This window comes from Vibrio sp. J2-4 (assembly GCF_021728155.1).
GTDB lineage: Bacteria > Pseudomonadota > Gammaproteobacteria > Enterobacterales > Vibrionaceae > Vibrio > Vibrio diabolicus.
The window spans coordinates 726149-743850 of sequence record NZ_JAKKCN010000001.1 but is presented as its reverse complement, the minus strand read 5'-3'; the positions used below and the strand labels follow the sequence as shown (position 1 = coordinate 743850).

Annotated in this window: 14 protein-coding genes; 7 read left to right on the top strand and 7 right to left on the bottom strand. The window is 44.6% G+C overall.

Features of this window, described 5'->3' with window-relative positions:
• Positions 1–20: 20 nt before the first annotated feature.
• The gene (locus L3V32_RS03345; protein WP_114322450.1) at positions 21–1358 is read right to left on the bottom strand and encodes a GGDEF domain-containing protein; all 1338 of its coding nucleotides are present in this window, start codon (positions 1356–1358) and stop codon (positions 21–23) included.
• A 337-nt stretch (positions 1359–1695) separates the two neighbouring features.
• Here L3V32_RS03345 and L3V32_RS03340 point away from each other — a divergent pair, with 337 nt between their 5' ends.
• Positions 1696–2520, top strand: a complete 825-nt coding sequence (locus L3V32_RS03340) for a DUF2797 domain-containing protein (RefSeq protein WP_005393189.1) — start codon at positions 1696–1698, stop codon at positions 2518–2520.
• Positions 2521–2609: 89 nt separating this feature from the next.
• On the opposite strand, the gene L3V32_RS03335 is transcribed toward L3V32_RS03340, so the two are convergent.
• Entirely contained in the window at positions 2610–3845 is a 1236-nt protein-coding gene (locus L3V32_RS03335) for a cysteine desulfurase-like protein (RefSeq protein ID WP_237283803.1), read from the bottom strand.
• Complete coding sequence (locus L3V32_RS03330; protein WP_005393193.1) at positions 3829–4485, bottom strand: 2OG-Fe dioxygenase family protein; 657 nt, start codon at positions 4483–4485, stop codon at positions 3829–3831. The genes L3V32_RS03335 and L3V32_RS03330 overlap by 17 nt, the downstream gene beginning before the upstream one ends.
• Positions 4486–4844: 359 nt before the next feature.
• Between L3V32_RS03330 and trxB the strand changes: the two genes are divergently transcribed.
• The 3 genes from trxB (at position 4845) to cydC (ending at position 9409) form a co-directional block, all read left to right on the top strand.
• Positions 4845–5804 carry a thioredoxin-disulfide reductase gene (gene trxB / locus L3V32_RS03325; protein WP_005393195.1) on the top strand — a complete coding sequence of 320 codons (960 nt, stop codon included), beginning with the start codon at positions 4845–4847 and terminating at the stop codon, positions 5802–5804.
• Between the two features lie 103 nt (positions 5805–5907).
• The gene (gene cydD, locus L3V32_RS03320; protein WP_237283802.1) at positions 5908–7695 is read left to right on the top strand and encodes a cysteine/glutathione ABC transporter permease/ATP-binding protein CydD; all 1788 of its coding nucleotides are present in this window, start codon (positions 5908–5910) and stop codon (positions 7693–7695) included.
• Positions 7688–9409 (top strand): cysteine/glutathione ABC transporter ATP-binding protein/permease CydC, encoded by a 1722-nt coding sequence (gene cydC / locus L3V32_RS03315; protein WP_237283801.1) that lies wholly within the window; start codon positions 7688–7690, stop codon positions 9407–9409. The genes cydD and cydC overlap by 8 nt, the downstream gene beginning before the upstream one ends.
• A gap of 97 nt (positions 9410–9506) precedes the next feature.
• Here cydC and L3V32_RS03310 read toward each other — a convergent pair whose 3' ends face one another.
• From L3V32_RS03310 to L3V32_RS03300, 3 genes are all read right to left on the bottom strand, one after another.
• Positions 9507–10838 carry a D-serine ammonia-lyase gene (locus L3V32_RS03310; RefSeq protein WP_237283800.1) on the bottom strand — a complete coding sequence of 444 codons (1332 nt, stop codon included), beginning with the start codon at positions 10836–10838 and terminating at the stop codon, positions 9507–9509.
• An 83-nt stretch (positions 10839–10921) separates the two neighbouring features.
• Positions 10922–12016 carry a 3-phosphoserine/phosphohydroxythreonine transaminase gene (gene serC / locus L3V32_RS03305; protein ID WP_005393203.1) on the bottom strand — a complete coding sequence of 365 codons (1095 nt, stop codon included), beginning with the start codon at positions 12014–12016 and terminating at the stop codon, positions 10922–10924.
• 138 nt (positions 12017–12154) lie between these two features.
• Positions 12155–13423, bottom strand: a complete 1269-nt coding sequence (locus L3V32_RS03300) for a DUF945 family protein (RefSeq protein WP_005393205.1) — start codon at positions 13421–13423, stop codon at positions 12155–12157.
• A gap of 186 nt (positions 13424–13609) precedes the next feature.
• Between L3V32_RS03300 and L3V32_RS03295 the strand changes: the two genes are divergently transcribed.
• From L3V32_RS03295 to L3V32_RS03285, 3 genes are all read left to right on the top strand, one after another.
• Positions 13610–15550, top strand: coding sequence for an ATP-binding protein (locus L3V32_RS03295; RefSeq protein WP_237283799.1), 1941 nt, complete (start codon positions 13610–13612; stop codon positions 15548–15550).
• The gene (locus L3V32_RS03290; protein ID WP_237283798.1) at positions 15547–16044 is read left to right on the top strand and encodes a response regulator; all 498 of its coding nucleotides are present in this window, start codon (positions 15547–15549) and stop codon (positions 16042–16044) included. Before L3V32_RS03295 ends, L3V32_RS03290 begins: the two co-directional genes overlap by 4 nt.
• A 289-nt stretch (positions 16045–16333) precedes the next feature.
• The gene (locus tag L3V32_RS03285; RefSeq protein ID WP_005393208.1) at positions 16334–16882 is read left to right on the top strand and encodes a hypothetical protein; all 549 of its coding nucleotides are present in this window, start codon (positions 16334–16336) and stop codon (positions 16880–16882) included.
• 190 nt (positions 16883–17072) lie between these two features.
• On the opposite strand, the gene L3V32_RS03280 is transcribed toward L3V32_RS03285, so the two are convergent.
• Positions 17073–17660 (bottom strand): TfoX/Sxy family DNA transformation protein, encoded by a 588-nt coding sequence (locus L3V32_RS03280; RefSeq protein WP_005393210.1) that lies wholly within the window; start codon positions 17658–17660, stop codon positions 17073–17075.
• Between the last annotated feature and the right edge of the window lie 42 nt (positions 17661–17702).

Below are 17702 nucleotides of genomic sequence, written 5' to 3'. Positions count from 1 at the left end.
TTCCTTTGAGTGACGAATCGTTAGGCTTGCTTCTTTTCGCAGGCAAGCAAACCATAATGAACCTCGACCCGGTTACGACCATTGCGCTTCGCTTGATAGAGCACTTCATCTGCTCTCGCCATGGTTTCTGAGACGCGTTCATTTTGCATTTGGGCGACGCCAATGCTGCATGTTAATGATTCACCGTGTACCCACAAATGACTCTCCACATTTTTGCGAATCATTTCCGACTTCTTCACAGCTTGATCAATATTGGTGTCAGGGCAAAATACAACAAATTCTTCTCCCCCCCAACGAACAAGTCGGTCATCTGGGTAGATGGAACTTGCCACCACCATGACAAATTCGCGCAATATGTCATCCCCCATTTGGTGCCCAAATTTGTCATTCACCTTCTTAAATTTATCCAAATCCATATAAAGGATACTGAATGTACTATGCCCCCAGCGAACTTGCCGTGATTGCTGCTCAAGCCAGTGCTGAACTGCGTGACGGTTCATCGCTCCCGTCAACGCATCGCGATGCGCCAACTCTGCAAACTCATAGTTTTGAGCTCGCAACGTACCATTCACCTTCTCTAAATGACGATGACGTTTTTTCGCTTTTTCATAAGCGACTCGATTTTTTCGTAATTCGTGCAGCGAAAATGCCAGTCCAAGCGCCATCCAAGAGAGTAAGAGCGCATACAGTAACGTTTCTTGTGCAAGGTAAGCGCCTTCAAACTCAATTTTATCAATCACAATTTTGTGCTCGCCAAGTGCCGCACCAGATCCGGTCGCGATATCAATACGTGTGATGTTTGAAAATTCAGGTGCAGAGTGTTCAATCGCGACTTTGTTGTCTACTAACCACCACGTCATCACCTGTAAATTTTTAATCGGAATTTCGATGATATCGTTTGAACCGGACGGAGAAAACTGCATGCCATTGTATTTAATCGTGTACTCGTCGTCTGGTTTGGAATACTCAGGGTTATAGTTGCGCAGATATAAACGCAAATCATGGCTCGGATTGGGCCCCACCCCCGCCTCTTCATATCTCACTTTCAATCGAATCGTATGGTAGTTGGAAAGGTCAATCCCCTGTGTTGGCGTTGTGGAATCGGTATAAACAGAGATTCCGCAATAAGGCCAAGCATACGAGCTTTGCTTTAAGTCACAACTGAGAACTAGGCTTTGCTTATCGTAAATAATATCAGCCTCACTCAAGCCACCTTCGCTGGCGTCTTTAGTCGCATAGATATTGAAATGTTCTGGTGTAATGGTCAGCTTTCGTGTATCGCCAAGAACACTATACAGCGCAACCAAACTAATAGTGCAAATAGAGAGGGCAAAGATAAATTTATGGATCCACTTCATGGGCGAGTGACCTGCTCAGCTTATATACAACACAATGTACTCAATGATTTTTTCGAACTTCAAACAAAGTCATTTATCAAGAAACAAAATTACTTTTAGTCTTCGTTCTTACTTTCGATACATGGTAACGTGTTTTGAACCGTTATCACGTTTTTAAATCTCTCAAAAATGCGGTTCACTTGTTATTTGCGAAGCATTTCACAGCCGTATTTCCTAACCCATGAAGGCCAGTGCATAACATTTCAGAGCGATACATTTCGCTTTAATGTGTCTGTCAACCCTGCATCTCATCACCACTTCGGATATACTGTGCAAAAACACAATAATGAGTAATGTCATGTCATTAATTGCAACTGGTACGCTAAATAAAATGCGTGCATCTCTGGACGGTGCTGTCAGTTACCGTCTACCTGTTGGTGAGGAAGAAATTGATCTATCGCCGTTTCTGGGTAAAACGCTCACACTGACTCACACGGGCAATATTTTTTGTTGCTCATGTGGTAAGAAAACGAAAAAGAGTTATTCGCAAGGCCATTGTTTTGTCTGTATGAAAAAGCTAGCAAGCTGCGATATGTGCATCATGAAACCAGAGACTTGTCACTACGACCAAGGGACTTGTCGCGAGCCACAATGGGGCGAAGAGAACTGCATGGTGGATCACTTTGTCTACCTATCCAATACATCCAGCTTAAAAGTTGGTATCACTCGTCATACGCAAATCCCAACTCGTTGGATTGATCAAGGTGCGACTCAGGGTTTGCCAATTTTTAAGGTAAAAACTCGCCATATCTCCGGTTTAATTGAAGTTGAACTGGCGAAACATATCGCAGATAAAACCAATTGGCGCACACTGCTGAAAGGCGACGGTGAACCAATGGCACTGCAAGATCGTTTTGCTGAGCTATTACCTTTAGTCGAAGATAAGATTGCTGAGATAAAACAGCAATTCGGTGAAGATGCAATTGAAATATTAAGCGAAAGCATTACCGACCTTAGCTATCCGGTGCAACAGCACCCAACTAAGATCACCTCGCATAATTTCGATAAAAACCCGGTTGTTACTGGCACTTTGCAAGGCATCAAAGGTCAATACCTCATTTTTGACACTGGCGTGATCAACGTAAGAAAATTCACTTCCTATGAAGTGGAAGTAAGCGCCTAGTTTCGTATGTAGCTGGTTTATTGAAATAAAAACGAAAAAGCTCGAGTTTGACTCGAGCTTTTGTTTTTCTATCAGGAAGATATGATCAGTTACGCATCAAGGATGTTTTCTAGTACATCGAACAACATATCGACTTCTTCTATTGTGTTGTAATGCATGCAACCAATTCGTACTACACCACCCGACTCTTCTAGACCAAGTTGACGAACTAAACCCAGCGCATAAAAGTGGCCGTTCCAAACACAGATGTTGTGTTCACCCAGCGTTTTCGCGATGAATTCTGGAGAATATAGGTCGAATGTTAGCGCAAAAGTTGGTGTGCGGAGTTGGCTATCTTCTTTCGCAATGCCAAATAGATTGACACCATCTAGTGCACTCAGACGCTGTAAGAAACGCTCACTCAAGCGTTGCTCATGTTGTTCATACAATTGGTAACTTTGCTCCAATCGTTGACGAAGAGGTAAACCGGCTTCACCAAATTGAGCCAGATACTCAACCGCAGCAACGACACCAGCAAGACCTTCAAAACTTTGCGTCCCCGTTTCAAATCGGCCTGGGCCAATATTGGTTGCAGGCTCGACTTTGTACGGACGAATACTGTGCAGCCACTGATCGGCAATGTAAGCAATACCAACGTGCGGGCCGAAAAACTTGTAAACAGAGCACGCTAAAAAGTCACAACCCAACGCTTGAACATCAACCAAGTGATGCGGCGCGTAATGAACGGCATCCACATAAACTTGTGCCCCGACGTTGTGCGCCATGCTTACTACTCGCTGCACATCCACGATAGAACCAGTCGTATTCGATGCATAGGTCACCGCTACAAGGCGCGTTTTATCAGAAAGAAGACTGCTTAAATGCTCCAAGTCCAACGTACAATCATCTTCGTTGATACGAACCTGATGAACCGTAACGCCTTGATCTTCTGCCGCTTGTTGCCAGCTGGACACATTCGAATAGTGGTCCAAAGCAGAAACAATGATCTCATCTCCCTCTTGCCAATCTCGGCTAATCGCACGACTAAGCTGAAAGGTTAACGATGTCATGTTCGCACCGAAGACGATATTGCCAGATGACGGCGCGTTAAGCAGAGCTTGCGCTGACTCGCGTGCATTTTGCATCACGTCAACCGTCTTTTGGCTAGAAAAATAATGCCCGCCTAAGTTGGCGTTGAAACGACCTAAATACCCCACCATGCTATCTAGAACCGATTGAGGTACCTGTGACCCGCCTGGACCATCAAAAAACGTCACAGGTTTGTCGTTATGGTATTGAGCGAGTGCCGGAAACTGCTCTCTGATCAGATTAAGATTGAAGTTCATTGCGCTTATCCGTAGCCGTGAGTACAAACACATCCATATGACCCGCTTCATCATCAATGACAGAACGGATTGGGCACGCGTTGTGCCACAGTTTACTGTCTGCCAATATTGCAACCTCACCCGTTTCTAACACCTTACGGAAAAATGGGGCTTGGTTATGACTGCTGTACAGCATGATGTCGCCACCAATGATGTTATGACGTCCCACGCCAACCATTGCAATGTGATCAAAACCGTCTTGGTGTACACCTTCAGGTGCCACTTGAGTTTCTTCTTCTAGCGCTGTGATTCGGATTTGGTGAATTTCTATTTCCTGGCCGTTAGGCAGATGATTCGCATTGACAAACAATTCGCACATTTCTCGGAAACCATCACTGGTGAGAATATCCTTCTCAATCGGCTCAAATTGTCTTACAACATCACCTTGGAATCGGTTGATATCAGACGATTGAACAAAGCTGTTTTTGTTTAAGTCAATGACTTTGCCATTATCAAAACCAACCACAGAATAACGTCTTAGTCGATACTGACCATCTGCATGCTCGGTACGAGGCAGTTCTTCAAACGATGGGGAAAGCTGCTCAATTGCTGCCATGCTGAGCTGTGTTAAATGCAAAGTATTCTCACGTGAATGTAACATCATTGTCTCCTTTAATGAGGCACATTAATTAACATTTAATTTACACACTAGGTTACGCAAATATTCTGCAATTGCCAGCTTTTAACGTTGATAGCTTCAACAAAATAACAAAAACAACATAATAGACCAATCCAAAGCACAAATACAGAACCATGTTTCAGTTTTGCGCTTTGGCGATATTTGAAACTAGACTTCTCTACTACGAATAGAATTTTATGCTAGAAGTCAACGTTCTTTATCAATCTTTAGTGGGTTCTAATCTATAACCAATTATTCGATCACAATCGTTGTTTATGCTTTTAAAGCACTAAGAATTTCCATACAATCGAGAGAAATGTTCAGCCCTTTTTGGAGCCATAATGAGCGACGTAAAACATTGTAAACTATTAATTCTTGGTTCTGGTCCAGCAGGATACACAGCTGCCGTCTACGCAGCGCGTGCCAACCTAAACCCTGTGCTTGTGACGGGAATGCAACAAGGTGGTCAGCTAACCACCACTACTGAAGTTGAAAACTGGCCCGGCGACGCTGAAGGTCTGACAGGTCCTGCATTGATGGATCGCATGAAAGAGCACGCCGAGCGTTTCGAAACTGAAATCGTGTTTGATCACATCAACGAAGTAGAACTATCACAACGCCCATTTCGTTTAAAAGGCGATTCTGGCGAGTACACATGTGACGCATTGATTATTTCTACAGGTGCATCAGCAAAATACCTTGGCCTTGAGTCTGAAGAAGCATTTAAAGGTCGCGGCGTTTCTGCTTGTGCAACCTGTGACGGTTTCTTCTACCGTAATCAGAAAGTTGCAGTTGTGGGCGGTGGTAACACTGCTGTTGAGGAAGCACTTTACCTATCTAACATTGCGTCAGAAGTTCACCTGATCCACCGCCGCGATTCATTCCGTGCAGAGAAGATCCTTGTGAAACGTCTGATGGATAAAGTTGAAAGCGGTAATATCGTTCTTCATACCGATCGAACTCTCGATGAAGTACTTGGCGACGACATGGGCGTAACTGGCGTTCGTATTAAAGACGTCAACACAGGTGCGACTGAAGACCTTGAAGTGATGGGGGCGTTTATTGCGATCGGCCACCAGCCAAACACACAAATCTTTGAAGGCCAAGTAGACATGAAAGATGGCTACATCATCGTTAAGTCTGGCCTAGAAGGCAACGCGACACAAACTAGCATTGAAGGTGTATTTGCAGCAGGCGACGTTATGGACCATAACTACCGTCAAGCTATCACATCTGCAGGTACAGGTTGTATGGCGGCATTAGATGCTGAGCGTTTCTTAGACTCACTTGGTGACAAATAACTTTTCACATTTGTGTCATATCCTTAAAGCCCAGCGGTATTCCCGCTGGGTTTTCTTTTGTATACTACCGCCTCATTAAAACAATTATCATTAAGCCTTCACGATGGATAAGAAAAAGCAAAGCAGCTTGAATAAGTGGCTGAAGCAACAAAGTAAGTTAGCCAAGCGCTGGCTTATGATTGCGATAGGCCTAGGCGTACTTTCAAGCGTGTTTTTATTGGCTCAAGCAGCCCTGCTCGCCTCCATTCTGCACCAGTTAATCATTGACCAAGTCGACAAAGCCGACCTCATTTGGCATTTTGTTGGGCTTGGTGGCACGGTTATCGGTCGAGCTGCTTGTACCTGGGGTCGAGAGCTTGCCGGTTACCGTTGCGGTGAGCAAATTCGAGTTTATATTCGCCAACTCATTTTAGATAAAGTTCATAAACTTGGGCCAGCTTACATCAAAGGCAAACCTGCCGGTAGCTGGGCGACGCTCATCTTAGAGCAGGTAGAAGATATGCAAGATTTCTTCTCTCGCTACTTGCCTCAGATGTCATTATCGGTATTAGTGCCTTTCATTATTTTGGTTGTCGTATTCCCAGTAAACTGGGCGGCAGGCTTGATCTTCCTCGTCACAGCACCACTAGTGCCTATTTTCATGGCACTGGTTGGGATGAAAGCCGCAGAAGCAAACCGTAAAAACTTTAAAGCGATGCAGCGTTTGTCCGGTCACTTTTATGACCGCTTGCAAGCAATGACGACCATTCGCTTATTCGATAGAACAAAATCTGAAACTGAAACTCTGAAGGGTGCTTCGGAAGTCTTTCGTACTCGCACCATGGACGTTCTGAAAATCGCGTTTCTATCTTCAGCAGTTTTAGAGTTTTTCACTTCCATTTCTATTGCAATTACCGCCGTCTACTTTGGCTTTAGTTATATCGGAGAGCTCGATTTCGGCTACTACGGCACTGGTGTTACGCTGTTTGCTGGTTTGTTCATTCTGATTCTTGCGCCAGAGTTTTATCAGCCATTACGTGATTTGGGCACGTTCTATCATGCGAAACAGCAAGCGGTTGGCGCAGCAGAAAGCATTGTCGAGTTTCTGGATTTGGAAGTCGATCAAATCAAAGATGGTACCCAAGCGTTAGATAAAAACAGCCCTATCCATATTGAAGCGGACGAGCTAACCATTTTTAGCCCGGAAGGTAAGCAGCTCGCGGGTCCCCTATCCTTCTCTCTTGAAGCCAACAAAAGTACGGCTTTAGTTGGACCAAGTGGCGCAGGTAAAACAAGCTTGGTAAACACCATCCTCGGTTTCATGCCTTATCAAGGTAGCTTGAAGATTAATGGTTGTGAATTGTCACAACTGGATCTCGCCACATGGCGAGAGGCCGTAAGCTGGATTGGTCAAAACCCAATGCTATTACATGGCAGCATTCGAGATAACGTCACGTTAGGCAAACACAACATTCAAGATGCAGACGTTCATTCTGTTTTGAATGACTCTCATGCTGCTGAATTTGTTGAAATGCATGGGTTGGATTACCCGATATCTGACCGCTCTGGTGGTTTATCCGTCGGCCAAGCCCAGCGTTTAGCGTTGGCTCGCGCTATGCTACAAAATGGTCGTTTTTGGTTATTAGATGAACCGACCGCAAGCTTAGATGCTCGTAGTGAAAAACTCGTCATGGAAGGCATTAACAAGTACGCACATGCCACAACGAATTTGATGATTACTCACCAGTTGGCGCCTTTACAAAGCGTATCGCAAATTCTTGTTATGCAGGACGGCCTGATTGTTCAACGTGGTGATTACGACACACTGTCGACAGAAGATGGCTTATTTAAAGACATGTTGGAAGCGAACCTCGCACAACGTGAAACAGACAAGGGGAACTTAGATGCGTGATTTACTCCCTTATCTAAAACTCTATAAGAAACATTGGTTTGGTCTTTCTCTAGGTATGCTATTGGCATTTCTGACCTTAGCTGCATCTATTGGCTTATTAACGCTATCGGGTTGGTTTATTTCAGCCGCAGCGGTGGCAGGCTTGACGGTTGCTCGTGAGACCTTCAACTACATGTTACCAGGTGCCGGGGTACGCGGCGCTGCAATGGCTCGAACCGCAGGTCGATGGGGAGAACGTGTCGTCAGCCACAATGCGACGTTCAAGTTACTTACCGATCTACGTATCTTCTTCTTTAAGAAACTTGCACCACTGATTCCGGGTCGTGTCTCTACGATGCGTGATGCTGATCTGCTCAACCGCCTAGTGGCGGACGTTGACGCGATGGATCACGTTTATCTTCGACTTATCAGCCCTGTCGTGATTGGCATTTTTGGCATATTGAGTTTAACGGCTGTCCTGGCGTTCTTTGATTGGCATCTCGCGCTGCTGCTTGGCTCGATTCTTACCGTCATGTTGTTTGTATGGCCAGTGTTGTTCTATAAACTTGGTAAAAGTAATGGCGAGAATCTCACTCATCATAAAGCGCAATTGCGAGTGGTGACTCTGGACTGGCTTCAAGGATACAGCGAACTGAGTATCTTTGGAGCAGAAGAGCGTTATCGCAATCTCATTCTAGAGAAGCAAAAGCAGCTTTTGTCTAATCAGTTTGTGAACGCGAATTTAACGGGCATGGCTTCAGGCCTGCTTATGCTTGTGAACGGTCTTACACTGGTTGTGATGCTTTGGTTTGCTGCAGACGGCGTAGGAGGTCGTGCTCCTGATCCTTGGATTGCGTTGTTTGCATTTGCAACGATGGCAAGTTTTGAAATTTTGATGCCTATTGCGGGCGCGTTCCAGTACCTGGGTCAAACGTTGACTTCTGCTCGTCGTTTAAATGAAGTAATTTTGGCTGAACCTGACGTTGTCTTCCCTGAGCAATCAAAATATAAAGACACAACGTCAGACATTGAATTCGACAACATTGACTTCACTTACCCTGACGGTCAGCAAAAGGTGCTGAAAGACTTGTCACTCTCACTACCGTTGGGCACTAAAACAGCGATTGTAGGTCAAACAGGTTCAGGTAAATCAACACTGATTCAGCTTCTTTGTCGCTACTGGGATGTAAACCAAGGTGAAGTTCGAATCGGTGGTACAAAGCTGCAAGATTGGAGCGAGTCTGACCTGCGAGAAGCAATGACAGTGGTAAGTCAACGCGTTGATGTACTGAATGGAACACTGCGTGACAACTTACTTATGGCCGCTCCAGAAGCAAGTGATGAGCGACTGTCTGAGATTCTTCAAAAAGTCGAACTTGGTGGCCTTCTTGAGGCTCCAGGGTTAGATGCTTGGTTAGGCGACGGTGGTCGTCAGTTATCTGGTGGTGAGAAACGCCGAATCGGTATCGCTCGCGCATTGCTACGTGATGCCCCAATCCTACTCTTAGATGAACCGACTGAAGGCCTCGATAAGCGTACGGAACAAAAAGTGATGGCGCTTTTCAATGAGCACTTTGCTAATAAGACAGTGGTATTCATTACACACCGACTTATAGAATTAGAAAACATGGATAGCATCTGTTTGATGGAACAAGGTGAGATCATCGAGCAAGGCGATCATCCAACGCTACTCGCTCAGAAAGGTCGTTACTACCAGCTATTACAGTCTCTATAATTCGATATTCTGTGACGAGAAGGGCTCATCAAACGATGGACCCTTTTGCTATTCCTGTATTGTCAATTGTCTAGTTAAGTACGTATACAGGGCTGATTTACCGACCTGATTTTTTGAGATAAGCCGCCATTTCATCTTCCGGAACCATGCCTCCACCTGTTGCCCAAACAAGATGCGTGGCGTTTCTGAGTTTTTCTTCGTCAAATTGCACTCGAGACTGATAAGCATGATTATTCGAGACATGCACTACCCCAACCATACCAGCTAATGCAGAAGGCTCTAGGTTAATGCCTTCGAGTTCACTTAACTCACCCAAGTGGTGATACATACGAGCATCATCAATGGTGTAAAAGCCATCAATTAGCCTTTCCATCGCTCTACCGACAAATCCCGACGCACGCCCTACTGCCAAACCATCAGCGGCAGTTATGTTGTCGATACCCAAATCTTGTACCGCAATCTCGTCATGCAAGCCGGTATGCACGCCCAACAACATGCACGGAGAGTGTGTTGGCTCTGCGAAAATACAATGAACATGATCACCAAACGCGACTTTCAAACCAAATGCCACGCCACCAGGCCCACCGCCAACACCACAGGGTAGATAAACAAACAGCGGATGATGCTCATCAACCACGATTCCCAAGTCATCAAACTGCTGCTTAAGACGCTCACCCGCAACAGAGTAACCTAGAAACAACGTCTGCGAGTTTTCATCATCAATAAAGAAGCAGTTAGGGTCTTGCTCAGCTTCTTTACGACCTTGCTCAACGGCAACACCATAGTCTTGCTGGTACTCCACCACTTTGACGCCATGTGATCGGAGCTTATTTTTCTTCCACTCACGCGCATCAGAAGACATGTGAACCGAGACTGAAAAACCAAGCTTTGCACTCATGATGCCAATGGACATACCGAGGTTACCCGTTGACCCAACCGCAATACTGTACTGCTTAAAAAACTGCCGAAACTCATTGCTGAACAATTTGCTGTAATCATCGGTTTCGCAGAGTAAGCCAGCTTCAAACGCCAACTTTTCTGCATGGGTGAGCACTTCATAAATGCCACCTCTCGCTTTGATAGAACCAGAAATTGGCAGATGGCTGTCCTTTTTAAGCATTAAACGACCCAATATTGGCGTGTCGTATTGCTGCTCCAAACGCACTTTCATCTTGGGAACATCCACCACAGAAGACTCAATGATGCCATGCGAAGCTTCCGTTTCGGGAAACGCTTTCATCAAATAAGGCGCAAATCGTGCTAGCCGTTCACTCGCAGCTTGAATATCTTTCTCATCTAGCCTCACATAGGGCAAACCTTCTGCTAAAGAGGTTATGTTTGGGTTAAACCAGCAGACCTCTTCAAGATCAATAAGTGGCGCCAAGAGTGGGAACTGCTTGATCAGCGCTTCAATATTCGCCTTGGTCATTTTACCTTCCTGGAGTGATGTGAGTTGAGATAAACAAAAGCGCCGCAATTGCGACGCTTTAATGAATAACAGTGAATTTGATTTTATGCGTAGTTTTTCTCAAACTCTTGCATAAAATCGACTAACGCTTGTACACCTTCTAACGGCATGGCGTTATAAATGGAAGCTCGCATACCACCAACGGCTCGGTGCCCTTTTAGTGATTTCAGCCCTTTGGCATCTGCTAGTTCAAGGAACGTCGCATCCAGTTCAGGTTTCGCAAGTTGGAATGGCACATTCATCAAAGAACGGTTTGCTGAGTGCACGCCATTACGGTAGAAATCAGACTGATCGATGTAATCATACAGTAGTGCGGCTTTAGCGCGGTTCACTTGCTCGATCGCTTTTACCCCACCCTGCGCCTTCAACCATTTGAAAACAAGACCAGACAGGTACCATGCAAAGGTTGGTGGCGTGTTGAACATTGATTCTTTCTCAGCCAGAACAGTGTAATCCAAGATACTTGGCAGTACCTGCTTCGCCATACCTAACAAGTCGTCGCGCACGATAGCGATAGCAATGCCTGAAGGACCAATGTTTTTCTGAGCGCCCGCATAAATCACACCGTATTTCGATACATCAATCTCACGAGAAAGAATCGTCGAAGACATGTCAGCAACGATTGGTTTGTCGGTGACAGGAAGATCGTTAATCTCGATACCGTCAATGGTTTCATTTGGACAAAAATGCACGTAAGCCGCTTCTGGAGCAATTTTCCATTCGTTTGCAGGTAGAACGGCTACTTTTCCGTTGATTTCTGTTTTTGCATCAAATACGTCTGGCTCGCAGTATTTTTTCGCTTCAGCTACCGCACTTTCAGCCCAATAACCGCCGTCGATGTAAGTTGCCGTCTCGGCATCACCAAGTAGGTTTAGAGGAACAGCAGCAAACTGAGCACGAGCACCACCTTGGCAGAACAGCACTTTATAGTTGTCCGGAATATTCAGAAGATCACGTAAATCTTGCTCGGCTTCTTCTGCAACTTTGATGAACTCTTTGCTTCGATGGCTGATTTCCATGACCGAAGTACCAAGGCCTTGCCAATCGATTAGTTCCTGTTGTGCTTGCTGCATAACTGCTTTAGGCAGACCTGCTGGCCCTGCACTGAAGTTAAATACGTTGTCCGTATTTTGTTCCATGATGCTCATTGCTCCTGCTATGTAAATATTACGAAATTAATATCACGTTTTCGCAGCGATAAAAACAAGAAAAGAGGTCTTACGACCTCTTTTTAAAGACTAAGCGTTAAATTGGATTAATTCCGCAACAATACTTGGCTACTGTTGTTGCATCAAGGCGGGCATAAGTAGCGCCACTAATGGGAACTCATGTCCATTTTCGAACTTTAATTTACCTTCACCGATTTCTGCTTTGAGTTGATAACCGCCCTCGACTTTCTCGATCAACTCCATGATGAGCAGCTCATCGATTCCTTCTTGAATAAATGGGTAGTGCGTCACTAATTCGTCAGAGAAGTAAGTACTGAGCTCACCAGTAGTCGCCGTCATCAACTTCATTGGGTCTTGAGTAATGTGGTCAGTACCTTCAGGAATGGATAATTGCCACTCGTTATGGAACTTACCGTCACCAAACGCAAGTGAAAGCTCATTCACGGATAAATCAAAACCTTTGCTAAACAGCGTGTCAACATGCGGCAATAAGCTCGCAATTTCCTGCTCGTCTAACATTGGAGAGCTTTGATAGATAGACATAATTTGGTCAAATGACTGGCTATCCACATCTGCAATTGAGAAATCCAACTTAAAGTTATCGACATCCGTACCATCAGTTAAACGCAGTTTCTTAGCATCTAGGTTCAGCTGACTGTTCAGCTTATCACCAGACTCATTCATCGTAGTGTTGCCGCGGTAACTCGCATTCTCAATCAAAAAGACAGGCGTTAAGTTCGAATCAACCACATCCAGCTTCTCTAGAGAAAAAGATTGCTCACCCAGCCAATAGCCTTTTGCTTGCTTACCTTTACCCTGACCTGTCAATGCATTCAGATGAAGCTCTTCACCGTTTTCAAAATCCACTTGAACAGAGGGAACAGAAACTTGGTAATTGAGATCACCCAATACCGTCACATCCCCTGTCACTTTTGCAGGGCTTGTAGAAACAGAAACACCTTGCGCTTCGTTACGATAATGCCAACTGTCTAGGTCAAGGGTGAATGCCGTGTTGCCATTTAGTTGAGTCTGACTGTGCATCGTGAGAGGCAAAAAGTCATTGTCCACCAATTTTGAATCTGCTGTTAGGCTTGTTAGACCGTGGCTAACATCACTGGTTACGTCAAACGTCGTTGGCATACCATCACGCTCTAGCTGCGTTTTAAGCTCAGGATCAACAACTGAATAACGAGTCAGCACGACTGAAGACAAATAGCCACGCTGATACTCGACCACTTCGCCTTTAATCATTTCATCATTCATATTGGTAATACCATCTTCAATGATGGACTGACCAATTTGTCCGACAGCCAATGGCCAACACAGCGCTAATGAGATAGCACCACCAATGGCGCCGATTTTTTTAAGATTTTGCATAACGTCACTTATTAGGTATTTTCGGTCAGTCTACCCCAAACCTTCTGCGGAGAAAACATTGAGACAAATCAGACTATTGATGCTTATTCTAGTCCATTAATCAGGAATCATACTTGGCTCCCACTCATCATGTCCTTTTATTGTTAAAGTTTGCGTGGCGAAGTTTTAACCGGAGCTAAAACATCTGTGAATCGTTATGCTGTGTTGTGTCTCGACAACAACCCAATCAGTGCTGAACAATTTCGATTGGAGCTGTCTGCCTTCTCAAGTAAATTTGATATCTTTTCTGTCGAGTCGATAGAAGAGGCTCAAAGCGCTTTAGAGTATCTGGAAGAAAGAGAACAGACTGTTGCTTTAGTCATAGCGAGCCATCACGCTCATTTTAATGGCGTGGATTTTCTTATTGGTTTAGACCGGATGCCGCATACCGAGCAAGCAAGAAAAATTCTTATTAGCTGCTCGTCTGATATAGAGGCAATTCTCACTGCCGTTAATGAGGGCAGGCTCGACCACTGCCTCACTAAACCTTTGCCAGAGCACGTCTTATTTAACACAGTGCAAAAAGAGCTGACCCAATTTATATTGCGAAACGGTAAAGAAGACCTGCTAAGTTACAGTCAGATATTGGATCATCACAGCTTGTTGCAAGCGCACATCAATAATCAGATGAGCCATTATCAAGCGGGCTTTTTACACGACTACCACTCGATGTCTGATGCTGAGTTAGCCGAGCAAGTGATCTCAGCTCTCCAACAGTTTTTTAAAGACAATGACGAAACAAGAGCCTGCCGCACCTATTCAACTGAACACCTATTAACCGTAGAAGGCGAGCCAAATAGCTTCTTGTGGTTTATCACCGATGGTGAAGTGGCTCTGTACAAGCGCGATGAGCAAGGCATGCAGCGAGAGGTTGTACGCCATAACAAAGGTAATATTGTCGGAGGCATGTCGTTTGTTACTGGAGAATGTTCTTTCTCGACAGCCCTAACGCTGACAAAGACAGAGGTCATCAAACTCGATCGCAACGTATTCAATAAAGTGATGCAAAGCGACTCAAACTTGCTGCCTCTTTTTACAAACTTGCTCTTACGCCACTTCAACCGCCGATTACAAAGAAGCATCAATACCAAGTTGCAACTTCAAAAAACGCTCGAATCGCTGGAGTCTGCCCACCAGCAACTCATTGAAAGAGAAAAAATGGCGATGCTCGGCCAGTTGGTTGCGGGCGTGGCGCATGAACTAAATAATCCGATAGCAGCGATATTGAGGGGCGTAGAGAATTTAACGCATACGCTAGAAAGATTACTTAACGAAGTACCCAGTTCCGATATACAAACCAAAGGCATTGAGTTGTTGAGCAAAGCTCAAACCGTAAAACCCGCTTCAACCGCTGAGCTCAGATCACGCGTTAAAGCACTTAATCATGCCCTTCCAGACCGAACATTGGCAAAGAAAGTGGTGAACCTTGGGCTAGAGTCAGATCACGAGTTACTCACTCAACTAACGAAAAAACAGCAAGTATCTTCTCATGTTCTCGATACTCTTGAGCAATACCACAAAGCTGGTTCTACTCTTCGCTCAATTAACGTCTGTGCTGCGCGAATTGCAGATATGGTGAAAAGCCTTAAAGGTTACGCACGCTCAGATGATGAGATCCAGCACTATGCTGATATTCATGAAGGTATTGAAGACACCTTGGTGATCTTCGAAAACAAACTAAAAATGCATCAGGTTTCCACTGATTATGCGGATTTACCTCCCATCCTTTGTCAACCAATCGCACTCCAACAGGTATGGACGAATTTGGTCTCTAACGCCATTGATGCATTTCCGGAAAAAGGCGTTTTAAAAATACAAACACGTCTTGCAGAAAAAGATCATACACATTACGCCGTTATCTCGTTTGAAGATAATGGGTGTGGCATTCCTGAATCGCAAAGAGAAGCCATTTTCGAGCTCAACTTCACGACGAAAAAAGAAGGCAACTTTGGTTTAGGCATTGGGCTGTCCATCTGCCAGCAAATCGTGACAGCACATAAGGGATGGATTGACGTCGAATCAGAGCTCGACAAGTTCACACGAATGACAGTCTGGTTACCAGTCATCGAAAAAGGAGATGAAATATGACCAAGTATTTAATTTTATGTGTCGATGACGAACGAGAAGTCTTGGATAGCGTGCTCCAGGATCTCGCTCCCTTTGAGGAACATTTTATTGTCGAAGGAGCGGAATCAGTCACTGAAGCAAGGCAAGTGATCGAGGAGATGGCGGAAGAGGAAGTTCAGCTTGCGCTCATTTTATGCGACCACATTATGCCGGAGCAAACTGGGATTAGCTTCTTAATCGAACTCAGTCAAAATGGTGACACAAAAACGGCCCGCAAAGTCTTACTTACAGGACAAGCCGGCTTAGAAGACACCGTTGAGGCCGTCAATAACGCAAGTCTGGACTATTACATAGCCAAACCATGGAGAGGTGAAGAGTTGAGAAAAGCAATCGTGTCTCAGCTTACTGCTTTTATGATTGCAAATGATGATAACTTATTATCTTGGACTCAAGTCCTTGATTCTGAGGCGATCCTCAATGCCATGGCTGAACGCAGAGCAAGCTTCGGCGAGTAATATGCGTGGCTCTAGCTTGAATGTCACCAAAGCCAGCTGATCCACGTTATTTCGCGCAATAGCGCGAGTATGAAAAAGCATCACTATTTATCCGATTGATGCTCTTAGACGTTATGTATATGGCGTAGTTTTTGCTTAAACCAACTAACTATTAAGTTAATTGACAAAACATCGACACATTTTTGTTGGTCGTGGACCTTCCTTTTTATTATGATGTCGGACAAATCAGATTACGGTTCAAGTGGTTGCTTGAATCCATGGAAATAATGAACAAGGTTTATCGTTAGTTATGCGTAAAACACTATTAGCCGCTGCCTTACTAGTGGCATCAAGCCATGCCCTAGCCGCAAACGACCGCAATGCGCCAGCAACTATGAGCAACTTTAGCTACGACTATTTCGAAGCACGTATTGGCGCAAGTCCTGTGACATTTGGTGCTGGATTCAGCAAATCAATTCACCCTAACGCACATGTTATTGCTCGTATCGACTCTGAGTTTGAAAGTGATTTTGACTCAGCCGCTGGTTTTGGCTTTCATTCGCCACTAAACAACTGGGCTGACCTTACAGGTGAAATGCTAATGCGCGTTGTACAACCTTCAAGCGATAGCAGCACTGACGTAGGTATGGAACTGAACTTAGGTGTTCGTCAATGGTTAGGTCCTCAATTAGAAGTAGGCGGCAAAGTCGGCTACGTTTCTATTGATAACGATGACGACTGGACCGGTGCAGCATACGCTCGTTTCCACTCAACTGAGCTTTTCTCTCTAGGTGCTGAAGCGCGTATCAACGACTTTTATGGTGATCAGGTAATGTTCACCACGCGTTTTAAGTTTTAAGATTTGTGCTTTAAGAAAAGAGCAAATTAAAAAACAAAAACCGAGGCCCATGCCTCGGTTTTTTGTCTAATCTAATGACTAACTCAATGAAGTGGTCAAAAACTTCAATGTCCTTTTTCCGCTTTCAACACTTGCCTTTACGACCCGCTAACTCCATCAAAACGAGTCAATCATCGTGCGTTCAGCTTGCTTACTCACACAGCGCCAATAACTGCTTTTTACGCGGCTCTTGAATCAGTTTCCAATGAACACCGTCAGTTGCACCAGCGAATTTCCAAAGCAACTTAACATCAACGTCATTGCCATAAGCCACTTTAACTTTGTTGAAGACTTTTACAGGTCCAAGTTCTAAAAAGGTTTCTACGTCATCAACACCTGCTTTCTTGACCATTCGCTCAAGAGTTAACTGCATATTTGGCAGATCTCTCAAACGTCTACTGGCAGAAGACTTTTGATATTTTCGTTCCTTAATTGAGTATTCAATTGATTTTTGTACCAGTTCATCGAGTCCTGCATATCCGGATTCAAACAAATCTGTTACGTCATAATAATTTACGGTTGCCGTCGTCTGTTTTTTGACGTGCTTATATTTTTCGCAATTCAGTTGAGTAAACACTTCGTCCAATCCATTACCACCACGTAAGTAGCAGCAATCATTGCTGACAAGCGCAAACATAGCATCATCGGTGAATAAACCGATACCACCGAACATAGAACGTTTTTGATACTCACTAAAGTTGCGTACATATTTAAAAAAAGCTTGGTCTGTCATGTCCATTGACCTCTTTAATCTGAATAAATTACCCCGATTAGCGATGTC

What these genes read in the sequence shown, in the direction of transcription:
- L3V32_RS03280 (WP_005393210.1), bottom strand. Translation starts at nt 17,660, where the DNA reads ATGGACATGACAGACCAAGCTTTTTTTAAATATGTACGCAACTTTAGT.
- L3V32_RS03290 (WP_237283798.1), top strand. Translation starts at nt 15,547, where the DNA reads ATGACCAAGTATTTAATTTTATGTGTCGATGACGAACGAGAAGTCTTG.
- L3V32_RS03345 (WP_114322450.1), bottom strand. Translation starts at nt 1,358, where the DNA reads ATGAAGTGGATCCATAAATTTATCTTTGCCCTCTCTATTTGCACTATT.
- L3V32_RS03340 (WP_005393189.1), top strand. Translation starts at nt 1,696, where the DNA reads ATGTCATTAATTGCAACTGGTACGCTAAATAAAATGCGTGCATCTCTG.
- trxB (WP_005393195.1), top strand. Translation starts at nt 4,845, where the DNA reads ATGAGCGACGTAAAACATTGTAAACTATTAATTCTTGGTTCTGGTCCA.
- cydD (WP_237283802.1), top strand. Translation starts at nt 5,908, where the DNA reads ATGGATAAGAAAAAGCAAAGCAGCTTGAATAAGTGGCTGAAGCAACAA.
- cydC (WP_237283801.1), top strand. Translation starts at nt 7,688, where the DNA reads ATGCGTGATTTACTCCCTTATCTAAAACTCTATAAGAAACATTGGTTT.
- L3V32_RS03285 (WP_005393208.1), top strand. Translation starts at nt 16,334, where the DNA reads ATGCGTAAAACACTATTAGCCGCTGCCTTACTAGTGGCATCAAGCCAT.
- L3V32_RS03310 (WP_237283800.1), bottom strand. Translation starts at nt 10,838, where the DNA reads ATGACCAAGGCGAATATTGAAGCGCTGATCAAGCAGTTCCCACTCTTG.
- serC (WP_005393203.1), bottom strand. Translation starts at nt 12,016, where the DNA reads ATGGAACAAAATACGGACAACGTATTTAACTTCAGTGCAGGGCCAGCA.
- L3V32_RS03300 (WP_005393205.1), bottom strand. Translation starts at nt 13,423, where the DNA reads ATGCAAAATCTTAAAAAAATCGGCGCCATTGGTGGTGCTATCTCATTA.
- L3V32_RS03330 (WP_005393193.1), bottom strand. Translation starts at nt 4,485, where the DNA reads ATGTTACATTCACGTGAGAATACTTTGCATTTAACACAGCTCAGCATG.
- L3V32_RS03335 (WP_237283803.1), bottom strand. Translation starts at nt 3,845, where the DNA reads ATGAACTTCAATCTTAATCTGATCAGAGAGCAGTTTCCGGCACTCGCT.